13 protein-coding genes are annotated in these 13,317 nt (G+C 72.1%); 9 read left to right on the forward strand and 4 right to left on the reverse strand.

Annotated features, from left to right (window positions below):
• Positions 1–67: 67 nt before the first annotated feature.
• The 3 genes from ACFC0D_RS22520 to ACFC0D_RS22530 all read left to right on the forward strand — a co-directional run bounded on the left by ACFC0D_RS22520 (position 68) and on the right by ACFC0D_RS22530 (position 1,204).
• Positions 68–619, forward strand: coding sequence for a DUF5994 family protein (locus tag ACFC0D_RS22520; RefSeq protein ID WP_376438826.1), 552 nt, complete (start codon positions 68–70; stop codon positions 617–619).
• Between the two features lie 4 nt (positions 620–623).
• Positions 624–833 carry a hypothetical protein gene (locus ACFC0D_RS22525; protein ID WP_376438691.1) on the forward strand — a complete coding sequence of 70 codons (210 nt, stop codon included), beginning with the start codon at positions 624–626 and terminating at the stop codon, positions 831–833.
• 104 nt (positions 834–937) lie between these two features.
• The gene (locus ACFC0D_RS22530; protein ID WP_376438694.1) at positions 938–1,204 is read left to right on the forward strand and encodes a hypothetical protein; all 267 of its coding nucleotides are present in this window, start codon (positions 938–940) and stop codon (positions 1,202–1,204) included.
• A 90-nt stretch (positions 1,205–1,294) separates the two neighbouring features.
• Here the strand turns inward: ACFC0D_RS22530 and ACFC0D_RS22535 are convergent, their stop codons facing one another.
• Positions 1,295–2,101, reverse strand: a complete 807-nt coding sequence (locus tag ACFC0D_RS22535; protein WP_376438696.1) for a hypothetical protein — start codon at positions 2,099–2,101, stop codon at positions 1,295–1,297.
• A 191-nt stretch (positions 2,102–2,292) separates the two neighbouring features.
• Complete coding sequence (locus ACFC0D_RS22540) at positions 2,293–3,549, reverse strand: aminotransferase class V-fold PLP-dependent enzyme (RefSeq protein WP_376438699.1); 1,257 nt, start codon at positions 3,547–3,549, stop codon at positions 2,293–2,295.
• Here ACFC0D_RS22540 and ACFC0D_RS22545 point away from each other — a divergent pair.
• The 6 genes from ACFC0D_RS22545 (at position 3,548) to ACFC0D_RS22570 (ending at position 12,148) form a co-directional block, all read left to right on the forward strand.
• Positions 3,548–5,011 (forward strand): PLP-dependent aminotransferase family protein, encoded by a 1,464-nt coding sequence (locus ACFC0D_RS22545; protein ID WP_376438702.1) that lies wholly within the window; start codon positions 3,548–3,550, stop codon positions 5,009–5,011. The two genes, ACFC0D_RS22540 and ACFC0D_RS22545, sit on opposite strands and share 2 nt — an antisense overlap.
• A 37-nt stretch (positions 5,012–5,048) precedes the next feature.
• On the forward strand, positions 5,049–5,504 hold the full coding sequence (locus ACFC0D_RS22550; protein ID WP_376438705.1) for a hypothetical protein: 456 nt from the start codon (positions 5,049–5,051) through the stop codon (positions 5,502–5,504).
• Positions 5,505–5,689: 185 nt separating this feature from the next.
• Positions 5,690–6,172: a hypothetical protein gene (locus ACFC0D_RS22555; protein WP_376438708.1), complete on the forward strand. Its 483-nt coding sequence runs from the start codon at positions 5,690–5,692 to the stop codon at positions 6,170–6,172.
• Positions 6,172–6,822 carry a hypothetical protein gene (locus ACFC0D_RS22560; RefSeq protein WP_376438711.1) on the forward strand — a complete coding sequence of 217 codons (651 nt, stop codon included), beginning with the start codon at positions 6,172–6,174 and terminating at the stop codon, positions 6,820–6,822. The genes ACFC0D_RS22555 and ACFC0D_RS22560 overlap by 1 nt, the downstream gene beginning before the upstream one ends.
• Positions 6,823–6,824: 2 nt before the next feature.
• Positions 6,825–11,552: a putative T7SS-secreted protein gene (locus ACFC0D_RS22565; protein WP_376438713.1), complete on the forward strand. Its 4,728-nt coding sequence runs from the start codon at positions 6,825–6,827 to the stop codon at positions 11,550–11,552.
• Entirely contained in the window at positions 11,549–12,148 is a 600-nt protein-coding gene (locus ACFC0D_RS22570) for a pentapeptide repeat-containing protein (RefSeq protein ID WP_376438715.1), read from the forward strand. Before ACFC0D_RS22565 ends, ACFC0D_RS22570 begins: the two co-directional genes overlap by 4 nt.
• A 13-nt stretch (positions 12,149–12,161) precedes the next feature.
• Here ACFC0D_RS22570 and ACFC0D_RS22575 read toward each other — a convergent pair whose 3' ends face one another.
• Positions 12,162–12,680 (reverse strand): GNAT family N-acetyltransferase, encoded by a 519-nt coding sequence (locus tag ACFC0D_RS22575; RefSeq protein ID WP_376438718.1) that lies wholly within the window; start codon positions 12,678–12,680, stop codon positions 12,162–12,164.
• 35 nt (positions 12,681–12,715) lie between these two features.
• Positions 12,716–13,306, reverse strand: a complete 591-nt coding sequence (locus ACFC0D_RS22580; protein WP_376438721.1) for a helix-turn-helix domain-containing protein — start codon at positions 13,304–13,306, stop codon at positions 12,716–12,718.
• Positions 13,307–13,317 lie beyond the last annotated feature (11 nt).

Consider the following 13,317-nt stretch of genomic DNA (forward strand, 5'->3'; position numbering starts at 1 on the left):
GACGTCGTTTCCGGCGATCAAGACACTGGGCCGCCCTGCAGGACGGCCCGGAGACGGGTCCGCGATCATGACGACCTTCGCACCCCCTCTTTCGGCGCGCCTTTCGCTGACGCCGAAGACCACACTCACCGGCCTGTTGGACGGTGCCTGGTGGCCTCGTTCGCGTGACCTCACCGCCGAACTTCCGCCCCTGGTCGACGCGCTGGAGGGCCGCTACGGGCGCATCACACGCGTCATGGTGAACCCCACCCGCTGGCCCGTCGTCCCTCACAAGGTTCCCGTCACCGGGCACACCGTGCACGTCGGCTGGTTCACCGAACAGGATCCCGACAAGATGATCCTGCTCTCCTACACCGTCGGCCGCTGCGATCTCCTGGTGATCCCGCCCGAGAGCGAACCCGCCGCAGCCGCCCGGCTCATGACCGCCGCCACCATCCCCGGCAGCGCCCTCACCGCCGGTGTGCTGATGTCCGACGAAACCGCGACCGGCCGCCGTATGCGGGACGCCCGAAACAGCGAGGACGCCTGGGAGACCGAAGGCGGGTCCGCCATACCGCCGCTCCGGCACCCGGTCGTCGGAGCGCGGATGATCCCACTACCGGGGAACCCGCGGAGGTGACGTCATGGAGACCTTGATCGCGCTCGCGGCAGGCGCCCTCCTGATCGCGCTCGGCATGCGCCTGATCCACCAACTCAACGCCCAGCACGACGCACGCATCGCGGCCTACCACTTCAGCGACCCCTATCCGGCCATCGCCCGTCCACCCGGCCACAGCCACCACCCGTCGACAGGGAAGGCCCCCAGCCGCCGGCTCACGGGTACCTGGCCCTGACCACCTCGGACCACTCCTCCGACCGAAGGCCGCGGGTGGGGCACCCGACACCCGGGACAACCCACCCGCCGGCCTCTCGCTCACCCGTGAAGGGACCAAGCCCCTTGTACCCCAACGACACCCCGACCCTGCCCTCGGCCGGACACGCCGAGATCCGCATCGTCGCCGCCACCCCCGAAGCCGCCCGCGCGGTCGCCGAAGTCATCCGCCGCTGCTTCGCCGGGACGGAACAGCGCAGCTACCCCGTACCCGAAGGCGGCACCCGGCTCCACCTCACCGTGGACACCGAGTCCGCCGCAGGACCCGCCCTCTCCTGGCTCACCACCAGCAGACCGCTCACCCGCACCGGCGCCCACGTCGACGAAGTCTGAGAAGCGTCGGACCTTCGCTCGGACCAAAGGACTCGATCAGGAGGAAGAACGCGGCTGAGCCGGACTGCCCGATGGCACGCCCTCCCGACGTCATGTCGCCGCCCGGTGCTGGTGCCCCACCTCGCGTGCGAGGTCCAGTCCGAGGACGCGGTCGAGGAAGGCGAACGTCTCGAACTTGGCACCGGCCGGTACGTCGGCGCGCGTCGCCAGGGTGACCAGCGCGTCCAGGACTGCGGGGACGCCGAGGTCGTCAGCCAGCACGGCATGGGCGTGTCGCAGTACGTCGGCAGGGATCGGCCGGGACGGCTCCTGTGCCCAGTCGGCCACCAGCTGCCGCCAGTCCGCCAGCATCCGCCGGGCCTCGTCGAGGGCGGTACCGGTGACCACGACCGGCTCGCGGTGGGCGTGCCCGAGCATCAGCATCCTCACGGCCAACGGATCGGGCCCGTCCGGGTCGACAGGGTCCAGAAGTCCGGATGAGAGGAAGTCGGCACGTTCCGGGCCGACTCGGCCCACGTCGATACGGACCCCGCCGCCCGCGTCCTGGGTGGCGTTCCCGTACGCGTGGACGTGTACGTCGGCAGCGGCGCAGAGCGTTCCGTTCGGATGGTGAACACCGACGGTGGCGGGCGGGTGGATGCCAAGGGCGGACATGGCGCGCTCAAGCGCCTGGTCCTGCTCATGCGGCAGGTCCGGCGTGGTGACGAATGTGCGGGACTGCAGGCCGTGCAGCTCCGCGGTGCGCGCCAGGACGTCACCGACCAGGAGCGTCCGCAGGTCCATCGTGCCGATCCCGGTGTCGCCGGCCGGCAGGTGGACGCAGATGCTCAGCAGATGGCGGCTCACGGAGGGAATCTCCACGAGGTGGCCGGTACGGGTGTCGACGATACGCAGCATGATGCGGAGGCTAGTCGCGGAAACCTCCGGCACCGGGGACGAGCCGACGAGCCGGTGGCACGGGTCGGATTCCCGTCATCCACTCCTGAACGAAGGCCCAGGTCACCGACCTGGGCCTTCTTCCTTGTCAGGTCAGGCCGCGGACCCGGACACCGGCTCCGCGGTGTCCGTCCGTGTGGCGACGGTCGGCGTCATCGTCGTCCCTGGCTGCGGTCGGGGGCCTGGCGGGCGAGGTCGGCGACCGTGGCGGCGACGTGGTCCACCTCCTCCTCGGTGTTGTAGTAGTGCGGCGACAGACGCAGGCACCAGTCGACGTCCTTGTCCCCGAAGTCGAACTGGGCGAACTCGCGGAAGCTGAGTGCCGAGTTGATGCTCCGGGCGTCCAGGGCCGCCTTGAACGGCTGCGGCTGCCAGCCCTCCACCGCGAAGGTGACGAGCGCGGCCAGCCGCGGACCGCGGTCGAGCACCCGTACCCCCGGGATGGGCTCGAGTCGTTCGCGCAGCCGGGCCGCGAGCGCGGGTGTGCGCTGTTCGATGGCCTCGATGCCGACCTCGCGGGCGTACCGTGTGGCGGCCGCGCTGCCGAGCACCGTGGCGTAGGGGAACTCCCATTCCTCGAACCGGGCTGCCGTCGGGGCGGGCTCGTAGGTGCTCGGCCCGGTCCAGCGGGCCCCGTGCATGTCGATGAACAGCGGCTCGTGGCCCGCCCGCAGGACGCGATCGGACACGTACAGGAATCCGGAGCCGCGCGGGCCGCGGAGGAATTTGCGGCAGGTGGCGGTGAGGAGGTCGCAGCCGATCTCCTCCACGTCGATGACGAACTGGCCCACCGACTGGCAGGCGTCCACCAGGTAGAGCAGGTCCAGCTCCCGGCAGTGCCGGCCGATCTCGGCGATCGGCGAGACCAGTCCCGAGTTGGTGGGGACATGGGTGGCGGACACGAGGCGGGGCCGGTGGGTCCGCATCAGCGCGGCCATCGCCTCCACGTCGACGCCCCCGTCGGCGGTGTCGGGGGCGTGGACGATGCGTACGCCGAACCGCTTGCGCAGGGACAGGAAGGCGATCTGGTTGGAGACGAAGTCGTCGCGGGTGGTGAGGATGACGTCGTCGGCCTCGAAGGGGATCGAGGACAGCGCGTTGGCGTAGGCGTGGGTGGCGCTGCCCGCGAAGGCGATGTTGTCGGGCGTGGTGTTGATGAGCGCGGCGATCTCCGTGTAGAACGCGCGCACTTCGGTGGCGCGGGCGGCCGACGCCTCGTAACCGCCCATCCGTGCTTCGAGGTTCAGATGGCCGACCATCGCGTCGAGTACGGGGGCGGCAAGCAGTCCGCAGCCCGCGTTGTTGAAGTGGATGACGTTCCGACACCCCGGGGTGTCGGCCCGCAGGGCGGCGACGTCCAGCTGAAGTGCTTCTCGACCAGGGCCAGTAGCGCTATTCTTGTCTCTCATGAATGACGGTAGCACTTCTGGGGAGTTGGCCGACAGGCTTCGGCCGCTCCTCTCCCGGCTCTCGCCCGGTGACCGGCTGCCGAGCAGTCGTGAGCTGATCAAGGAGTACCGGGTCGGCCCCGCGACGGTGGCGCGGGCCATCGCCGCACTGGCCGCGGAGGGCGCGGTGGTGACCCGTCCGGGCAGCGGGACGTACGTGGCGCAGCGCACCCGCCCCCGTGACGAGGACTCCGACACCGGCGCCGGCACCGACTGGCAGACGGTCGCCCTCACGGACCGCGCCGTCGACACGCACCTGATCGCCGACCCGCTCGGCCCCTCACCGGCCGGGACCATCCCCCTGGACGGCGGTTACGTGCACCGCTCCCTCCAGCCCACCCGGGCCCTGAGCTCGGCACTGGCGCGGGCGGCACGCCGTCCGGACGCCTGGGACCGCGCCCCGGCCGGCGGTCTGACGGCGCTGCGCACCGTCTTCGCACGCATCGTCGGCGGCAGCGTGGCTCCGCAGGACGTCCTGGTCACCGCCGGCGGACAGAGCGCCCTGTCGATCGCGTTCCGGGCCATCGCCGGACCCGGCAGCCCGGTCCTGGTGGAGTCGCCCACCTACCCCGGCGCCCTGACCGCCGCACGCGCCGCGGGGCTCCGGCCGGTGCCGGTCCCGCTCGACTCCGACGGCTTGCGGCCCGACCTGCTGGCCGACGCGTTCGCGATGACCGGCGCCCGGCTGCTGTACTGCCAGCCCGCCTTCCAGAACCCGACCGGTACGGTGCTGGCGCCCGAACGGCGCCGTCAGATCCTCGATGTGGCGCGCGCCTCGGGCGCGTTCGTGATCGAGGACGACTTCGCACGGCACCTCGGACACGGCGGCGCCGTACCGCGGCCGCTGGTCGCCGACGACCGCGACGGCACGGTCGTCCACGTCACCTCACTCACCAAGCCCGCGGCACCGAGCCTGCGGATCGGGGCACTTGTGGCCCGCGGACCGGTCATGGAGCGCATGCGCGCGGTGCGCCTGGTCGACGACTTCTTCGTCACCCGCCCGCTCCAGGAGGCCGCGCTGGAAGTGCTCAGCTCCCCGTCCTGGGACCGGCACGTCCGCTCCCTCGGCACGGCACTGCGCGAGCGCTGCGCCGTACTGGCCGCCGCGGTCGCCCAGGAGATGCCGGGCGCGGCCCTGTCCGGGCTGCCGACCGGAGGCCTTCACCTGTGGGTCCGTCTGCCGCCCGGCGTGGACGACACCGTCCTCACGAGCGCCGCCCGGCAGCATGGTGTCGCCGTGAGCGCCGGCAGCCGCTACTTCGCCACAGAGCCGCCGGCGGCCCACCTGCGCCTCGGGTTCGCCGCCACGGCAGACCATGCGGAACTGACGCAGGGAGTACGCCGACTGGGAGCCGCGCTCGACCACATGATCGACGACACTGTGACGGTCCGGACCGAAGCGCATCCCGGCAGGAGGCCGTAACGCCATGATCCACCGCTCTTCTCGTGTTCTCGGGGCCATGACCGCCCTCGTGGTCCTCGGCGGGACGGTGAGCGGCTGTGGGTCCGACCTGTTCGAGCGTTGTGTCCCGGAGGAGTCCTCCGCGGCGAGCTCGGCCGATCTCACCGGCACGTTCGAGGGCGAGCTGGATGCCGACGGCGCACGGCTGACCCTCACCACCGCCCCGGGGCAGGCCGGCGGCACGCTCACGGCGGAGAACTGGCCGACCGGGGACCGTCATCTGGCCGAACTCGGCGACACCTTCGACGGTTCCGGCACGTGGGAGGTCGACCGGCAGTCGGACCCGGACGACATCCCTCGGTTGCGGCTGTATTTCGAGAAGCCCGAGGGCATTCTCCGCGGGGACACCGTGGACCTCCTGACGATCACCGCGGACTCCGAACGCACGGTCGTCTACAAGCACGACGACCCGGACACCTGCCCGGACTTCGTCCTGGAGCTGAAGAAGCCCTGAGGGAGCCGCCACCGTGGCGGCCGTGACCCATACCTTCCGGCCCCGTCCGGCGGAGACTCGGGTAGCGGCGTCGGGCGGGTGCACGCTCACCGTCCTCACTCCTCCGTTGCGGAACCGATCCCCCGCGCCAGGCGTGTTCTCCTCTCAAAGCGGGGAGGCGCAAAGCGACGTCGGGAGGAGAGCCGATGAGCGACGGTGCGGCACTTGCGGAACGGATCGCCGAGCGGCGGGCCGGGCGGGGCGATCCCAGGGACATGGTGGGGGAGTTGCGTCGGGCCCTGCTGCTGGTACCGGTGGACTCCCGTGGCCTGTGGACGGCGGAGCTCGGCGGCGTGCGCTGGATCTGTGCCTTCACCGACGAGGCCTCGCTCGCCCGGTTCGCCCGAGCCCGCGGCGCTCACGTGCCGGAAGAAGCCGCTGTGCCTGAGCGATCCGATGGGCCTGAGCGATCCGATGCGCCGGAAGGGCCGGCGGCCGGTCCTCCCTGGGAGTTCGCCGAGCTGCGCGGCGCCCGTCTCCTGGACGAGATCATCCCCGCCATGGCCGTCCCCGCCGGAGTCGCCGTCGACATCGCCGATCCCGACGGGGCGATGCTCTTCCCGCCTGCCCACGGCATCGTCCCCGACGCCGTCGCCGTCGACGTACCGGCCGAGGACGGGGGCCTCTGATGGGCGGCGGCGGACCCGAGGACCTGCGGTTCGACGCGGAGAGCATCAAGCAGGTCACCGAGGGCCTTCGGGCGGCCACCGCCGAGCTGCGCGACATCGGTTCGGGCACGGGCGCCGTGCTCGGCAAGGGGTTCTCGGACCTGTCGATGACCGGCATGGAGGCCGGGCACCACGGCCTCTCCGTGGACTTCGAGGACTACTGCGAGCGCTGGGAGTGGGGCGTACGGGCACTGGTCCAGGACGCCAACACCCTCGCGGCGGCGCTGGGTCTCGCCGCCGGGATCGTCTGGGAGGAGGACCAGTACCTCCAGGGCACGTTCAAGATCGCGGTGAACGCCGCCGTCGGCAATCCGCACGCCTCCGAGGCGGATGTCGTCAAGCAGAACTGGGGTGACGTGTTCACCCCCGACTACCTGAACCCCGACTGGAGCGCCGAGTCCTTCGAGCGCGCCGGGGACGAGGCCGCGCAGACCTGGAAGGACACCGGGCGGGCGCTCGTCACGGAGGGGAACGGCGGGCGCCAGTCGCGGATCCTCAACGAGATGCTCGGCGTGGACCAGGGCGCCTTCGACCGCGCGGTGGACGACACCTTCGGCCCGTCTCCCGAGGAGCGTGCCGCCCAGCAGCAGCCGAACGCCGGGGGGAACTGACCGTGGGCATCGGGGATTTCGTCAGCGACATCACGCCCGACGTCGTCGAGGACGCGGTCGAGGACGGCGTGGAGTGGGCCGGGAACCGGGTCGAGGACGCCGGCAACTGGACCGCGGACCGGCTGGAGGACGTCGGCTGGGAGTCCGGCGCGGACTGGGTGCGCGAGCAGTCGCGCTCGCTGGCCAACCGGATGGGCGCCGAGGTCGACGAGATGGACCTCGGACAGACCGAGGACAAGACCAAACTGATCTACGGCAGCCCGACCAAGCTGCGCTCCACAGCCTCCCACCTGCGGGATCTCCAGTCGTCCTTCGACAAGGTGGGCAAGGGACTCAAAGGGCTCGACTCGTCCGCCGTCAAGGGTGAGGCCGCGGACGCGTTCCGCGAGAGCGTGGCGATCGAGCCGCCGAAGTGGTTCAAGGGCGCGGACGCCTTCGGGAAGGCCGCCGACGCCATCGCGAGCTTCGCGCTGACGGTGGAGTGGGCGCAGATGCAGGCGCAGATGGCCATCGACAAGTGGAAGGCCGGCACCAAGGCCTCCGAGAACGCCGCGAACGCGCACAACAAGCAGGTCGACGACTACAACAAGGCCGTCGACGGCTACAACGCCCAGCCCGCCGACAAACGGAACCCGTCCTCCCTGCCGCCGAAGCCGGGCACGTTCAGCGATCCCGGCAAGGCGCAGATGGAGGAGGCGCAGGAGATCCTCGCCGAGGCCCGCAAGCAGCGGAACTCGGCCGCCGAGACGGCGCGTACGGCGGTCCGCGCGGCCCGGGACGAGGCCCCGGCCAAGCCGAGCTACGCCGAGCAGGCCATGGACGGCCTCGAGGAACTGCAGGTGATGAAGGACCACTTCGGCGCCGGCATCATCAAGGGCACGGCCGGCCTGGTCACCTTCGTACGGGGTATCAACCCCACCGACCCGTACAACATCACCCACCCCGCCGAGTACCTCACCAATCTGAACAGCCTCGCCTCCGGCCTCGTCCTCGCCGCCAACGACCCGTGGGGCACGGGCAAGGCGATGATCAACGACTTCATGAAGGATCCCGCCGAGGGCTTCGGACGGCTCGTGCCCGACGCGCTGCTGACCGCGGCGACCGCCGGTGCCGGTGGCGCGGTCAAGGGCGTACGGGTCGCCGCGGACGCGGCCGACATGGCCAGTGACGCCAACCGGGCCCGCAGGCTGCTCGACAACGGACCCAACGGCACCCACAACCGGCCCGACGGGCAGCGGCTGGTCGACGAGACCGACCCGGTGGACCTCGCCTCGGGGCGGATGTTCCTGCCCCAGACCGACGTGGTCCTGCCGGGCACGTTGCCGCTGGCCTTCACCCGGCGCGTCGAGTCCGGCTACACCGCCGGCCGCTTCTTCGGCCCGTCCTGGTCCTCCACCGTGGACGAGCACCTGGAGATCGACGCCCGAGGGGTCGTGCATGTCACCGACGACGGCCTCCTGCTCACGTACCCGCATCCCGTGCCCGGCGTCCCCACCCTTCCCGAGTCGGGCACCGTGCGCCGCCTCCTCACCCGCGACGCGAGCGGCGACTACGTCCTCACCGACCCCGAGTCCGGCCTGACCCGCCACTTCACCGCGCCGCCCGGCGTCGAGCCCGGGGACGACGGGGACGCCTGGCTCGTCCACACCGCCGACCGGAGCGGCCACACCGTCAGCGTCGACCGCGGTACGGACGGCACACCGCTCACCCTCGCCGACTCGGCGGGCCGCCGCCTGGCCGTCGCCACGGCGGACGGCCGGGTGACCGGCCTGGCCCTGGAACTCCCCGACGGCGCCCGGCAGGACGTCGTCCGCTACGCCTACACCGACGGCAACCTCACCGGCGTCACCCGGCCCTCCGGCGCCACCCTCACCTTCGAGTACGACGACCGGCGGCGGGTGATCGCCTGGATCGACTCCAACGACAGCCGCTACGACTACGCCTACGACGAGCACGACCGGGTGATCGGCGAGGGGGGCCAGGCCGGACACGTCCAGCTCACCCTGGCGTACGGCACTCCCGACCCCGCCACGGGCCACCGCGTCACCACGCTGACCACCGCCGACGGCCGCGTCGTCCGCCATCTGATCGACGGTGCCTGCCGGGTCGTCGCCACCACCGACCCACTCGGCCACACCACCCGCTTCGCCCATGACACCCGCGGCAACCTGCTGACCCGCACCGACCCCCTGGGTCGTGTCACCGCCTTCTCGTACGACGAGGAGGGCCGACTGCTCGCGGTCGTCCGCGCCGACGGCAGCCGCATCGGCACCGTCCGCGACGCGCGGGGCCTGCCGGTGGAGTTCACCGACGCGGACGGCGGGCGCACGCTCCAGGAGTTCGACGACCTGGGCAACCTCGTCGCGGTCACGGACCCCGGCGGCCGCACCACCCGGTACGCGTACGACGACCGCGGCCATCTCCGGGCCGCCACCGACGTGTTCGGCGCCGTGACCGCCTTCCGCTGCGACCCGGCCGGACTGCCCGTGGAGGTCACCGACCCGCTCGGCGGCACCACCCGGTGCGAACGGGACGCCTTCGGCCGGCTCACCCGCATCACCGACGCTCTCGGCGCGACCACCACCCTCGAATGGAACGCCGACGGCGATCCCGCCCGGCGCACCCTCCCCGACGGCTCCACCGAGTCCTGGACGTACGACGGCGAGGGCAACTGCACCGCCCACACCGACGCGACGGGCCTCACGACACGCTTCGAGTACACCCACTTCGACCTGCTCTCCGCCCGCACCGGCCCGGACGGTGCCCGCCACACCTTCGAGCACGACGCTGCGCTGCGCCTCACCAAGGTCACCGACCCGCAGGGCCTGACGTGGACGTACGACTACGACCGGGCCGGCCGGACGGTGTCCGAGACCGACTTCGACGGGCGTACCGTCGGCTACACCCTCGACCCGGTCGGACAGGTGGTCACCCGCACCACCCCCACGGGCGAGACCGTCTCCTACGAGCGGGACGTGCTCGACCGGGTCGTCCGGAAGGACGCGGCAGGCGCCGTCACCACCTACGCGTACGACACGGCCGGACGGATGATCCGGGCCACGGGCCCCGACTGCGAGCTGCTCCGGACGTACGGCCGCCGCGGCGAGCTCAAGGCCGAACTCGTCGACGGCCGCCCCCTCGTCCACGGCTACGACGACGCCGGGCGCCGGGCCCGCCGCGTCACGCCCACCGGACACGTCACCTCCTACGGCTACGACGCGGCCGGCCTTCTCACCCGGCTGACCAGCGGCACACGCCGGATCGCGTTCGCCCACGACGCGGCGGGACGCGAGCTGCGCCGCGCCTTCGGCGACACGGTGGCCCTGGCCTCGGCCTGGGACGAGGCCGGCCGGCTGACCGGACAGCACCTCACCGCCGGCGACCGCACGGTCAACCGCCGCACGTACACCTACCGCGCCGACGGGCACCTCACCGCGCTCGACGACATCCTGCGCGGCTCGTTCCGCTACGACCTGGACGCCACGGGCCGGGTGACGACGGTGACGGCCGCCGGCTGGACGGAGACGTACGCCTACGACGCGGCCGGCAACCAGACCTCCGCGTCCTGGCCCGAAGGCCATCCCGGCCACGAGGCGACCGGGCCCCGCAGCTACACCGGGACGGTGGTGACCCGCGCCGGCGCGGTGCGGTACGAGCACGACGCCGGCGGCCGGATCACCCTGCGCCGCAAGACCCGGCTGTCCCGGAAGGCCGACACCTGGCGGTACACCTGGGACGCCGAGGACCGCCTCACCGCCGTCACCACGCCCGACGGCACACGCTGGCGGTACCGGTACGACCCGCTGGGCCGGCGCACGGCGAAACAGCGTCTGGCCGACGACGGTGAGACGGTCGTCGAGGAGGTCCGGTTCACCTGGGACGGCTCGACCCTGTGCGAACAGACCACCACCGCCCCCGGGATGCCCCACCCCGTCGCCCTGACCTGGGACCACCGGCAGAACCGGCCGCTGGCCCAGACGGAACGCGTCCTCGGCACGGACGCCTCCCAGGAGGTGTTCGACGAACGCTTCTTCGCGATCGCCACCGACATCGTGGGAACCCCCACCGAACTCGTCGACGAGGCGGGCGAGCCGGCCTGGCACGCCCGCGCCACGCTCTGGGGCACCACCGCGTGGAACAGTTCCGCGACGGCGTACACCCCGCTGCGATTCCCTGGGCAGTACTACGACCCCGAGACCGGCCTCCACCACAACTACTTCCGGCAGTACGACCCCGAGACCGCCCGCTATCTGACGCCCGACCCGCTGGGCCTCGCCCCGGCACCCAACCCGGCCGCCTACGTCCACAACCCGTTCACCTGGTCCGATCCGCTGGGTCTCTCGCCGTACCGGGGCCTCGGCCTCAGCGACGAGGCGATGAACGCCATCCAGAAGCTGGAGAACATCAAGGCCGACCCGATCGGCCGCATCAACTCCGACCCCGACCACAACCACTACTCGGCCGCGCGGCGGGAGGCGGGCGGTGAGGTGGTGGCCCGTAAGCCGGACGGAACACCGTACGACCACGTCGCGGACCTCACGCAGGCGCAGCAGGGGCTGGAGAACGTCCGCAAGGCGCTGTGGAGGGAGATGGAGCGGCTGCCCGACGGCATGACCGAACGCGGCCTGGAAGTCCTCCTGAAGAAGCACGACGAGACCGTCTACCACCTCGACCGTGTGAAAGGCTTCCTGCACCAGATCCAGAACCGGAACGGAACTTCAGGCGGATGACCGACGAGAACGGCCACGAGGCCGAGGTACGGGACCGGTGGGCCGGGCCGGAGGGCGCCTCCGTCCTTGCCGGACTGCGCGACGCGCTGACCGGCGGCGGCGACTGGCGCTCCCTTGTGCGCGCGTGGACACAGCCCTGGGGCAACGACAACGACCTCGCCGGGATCCCGCTGGCGGGGGTCGACCTCACGGGCGTGGACCTGACGGGCGTCCACCTGAGCTACGCCGACCTGCGGGGCGCCGACCTCAGCGGCTGCGACCTCACCGACGCGTTCCTGACCGGCACCGACCTGGGCGGAGCCACCCTGGTGAACGCGACGCTGACGCGGGTGAACGGCGGCCTCTGCGACCTGACCGGCGCCGACCTCAGCGGCGCCCGGGCGGACGACGCGACGTTCTCCCAGGCGCGGCTGATCGGCGCCACCTTGCGCGGAGCCTCCCTGCGCCGCGCGAAGCTCGTCGGCGCCGAACTCACGGACGCCGACCTGTCGCACGCGGATCTCACGGAGGCCGTGCTGATCGCGGCGCGAACCGAGGGGACGGTCCTGACCGACGCGATCCTGGAGGGCGTACGGCGCGGGTCGCTGAGGCCCTGAGGGGCGTCCCGCCCTACGCCAGCGCCTTGTAGAAGAAGCTGCAGTCCTGGAGCGTGCCCGTGGGGTCGGTGGCGTACGCGGGGACCTTGCCGAAGCGTGTCCAGCCGGTCGTGGCGTAGAGGCGGTCGGCCGTGCTGTCGGTCTCCGTGTCGAGCAACAGCAGGGTGACGCCCGCTTCCCGGGCGGCCCGTTCGGCCGTGGTCAGCAGGCGGCGGGCGAGGCCCTGGCCCCGGGCCTTCCGGTGGACCATCAGCTTGACGATCTCGGCGCGGTGGCGGCCGTTGGCCTTCGGTTCGAGGGCCAGGCTCACCGTGCCGACGAGGCCGTCGGGGCTGTGGGCGGCCCAGACCCTGAGGGTGCCGGAGTCGAGCGCCGGCTGCCGGGTGTGCCACCAGGCGGTCGCGGCCTCGTGGTCGAAGGGCTGGAGGAAGCCCAGCGACGCGCCGCTCGCGACGGCGTCGACCAGGACGTCGGCGAGGCCGTCGACGGCCGGGGCGAACGCTTCGGGGGAGAGGTGGGTGATGGTGGGCACGGTGTCGGTTCCTCTGAGTTCTCGGAGCGGCGCGCTCAGGGCAGGACGATCAGGAGCGCGTACCGCACCGGCTCCGCGCCCGGGCAGCGGAAGCGCGAGCGTCCCCAGAGCCGGAACCGCAGACAGTCCCCCGCCGCCAGCTCGTGCACGCGACCGCCCTCGGTCACCTCCAGGGCGCCCTCGAGGACCCAGATGTGCTGCTCGAGGCCCGCGACCGGAGGCCCGTCGTACGCGATGTCCCCACCGGGCCCCAGCACCCCTTCGACGAGCTCGCCGCGCAGCCCCGGATGCGGGGGAGACACCGAGCGGCGAGTGAACCCCACGGACTCGTCGCGCCACACCTCCTGGCGCCCGGCGCGGACCACCAGGGGCGGCTCGGACTCGACCTCCGCGAGGAGCTGGGACATCGTCAGCCCGTACGCCGCGCACAGCCTGCCCAGCAGGACCGCCGTCGGGCTCAGCTCGACCCGCTCCAGGCGCGACAGGGTCGACCGGCTCGCTCCCGTACGTCCGGCCAGGTCGTCCAGCGACCAGCCGCGCTCCGTGCGCAGCTCGGCGAGACGGCCCGCCAGGCGGGTGTCGAGCGCGGTCGCCCCGGATTCGGCACCTGATTCCACTGATCCCATATCTGAGAACC

Source organism: Streptomyces sp. NPDC056222 (genome assembly GCF_042264065.1).
Taxonomy (GTDB): domain Bacteria; phylum Actinomycetota; class Actinomycetes; order Streptomycetales; family Streptomycetaceae; genus Streptomyces.

Coding starts and splice junctions, on each gene's coding strand:
- ACFC0D_RS22540 (WP_376438699.1), bottom strand. CDS start 3,549: ATGAGAGACAAGAATAGCGCTACTGGCCCTGGTCGAGAAGCACTTCAG.
- ACFC0D_RS22560 (WP_376438711.1), top strand. CDS start 6,172: ATGGGCGGCGGCGGACCCGAGGACCTGCGGTTCGACGCGGAGAGCATC.
- ACFC0D_RS22520 (WP_376438826.1), top strand. CDS start 68: ATGACGACCTTCGCACCCCCTCTTTCGGCGCGCCTTTCGCTGACGCCG.
- ACFC0D_RS22555 (WP_376438708.1), top strand. CDS start 5,690: ATGAGCGACGGTGCGGCACTTGCGGAACGGATCGCCGAGCGGCGGGCC.
- ACFC0D_RS22570 (WP_376438715.1), top strand. CDS start 11,549: ATGACCGACGAGAACGGCCACGAGGCCGAGGTACGGGACCGGTGGGCC.
- ACFC0D_RS22550 (WP_376438705.1), top strand. CDS start 5,049: ATGACCGCCCTCGTGGTCCTCGGCGGGACGGTGAGCGGCTGTGGGTCC.
- ACFC0D_RS22580 (WP_376438721.1), bottom strand. CDS start 13,306: ATGGGATCAGTGGAATCAGGTGCCGAATCCGGGGCGACCGCGCTCGAC.
- ACFC0D_RS22535 (WP_376438696.1), bottom strand. CDS start 2,101: ATGCTGCGTATCGTCGACACCCGTACCGGCCACCTCGTGGAGATTCCC.
- ACFC0D_RS22545 (WP_376438702.1), top strand. CDS start 3,548: ATGAATGACGGTAGCACTTCTGGGGAGTTGGCCGACAGGCTTCGGCCG.
- ACFC0D_RS22525 (WP_376438691.1), top strand. CDS start 624: ATGGAGACCTTGATCGCGCTCGCGGCAGGCGCCCTCCTGATCGCGCTC.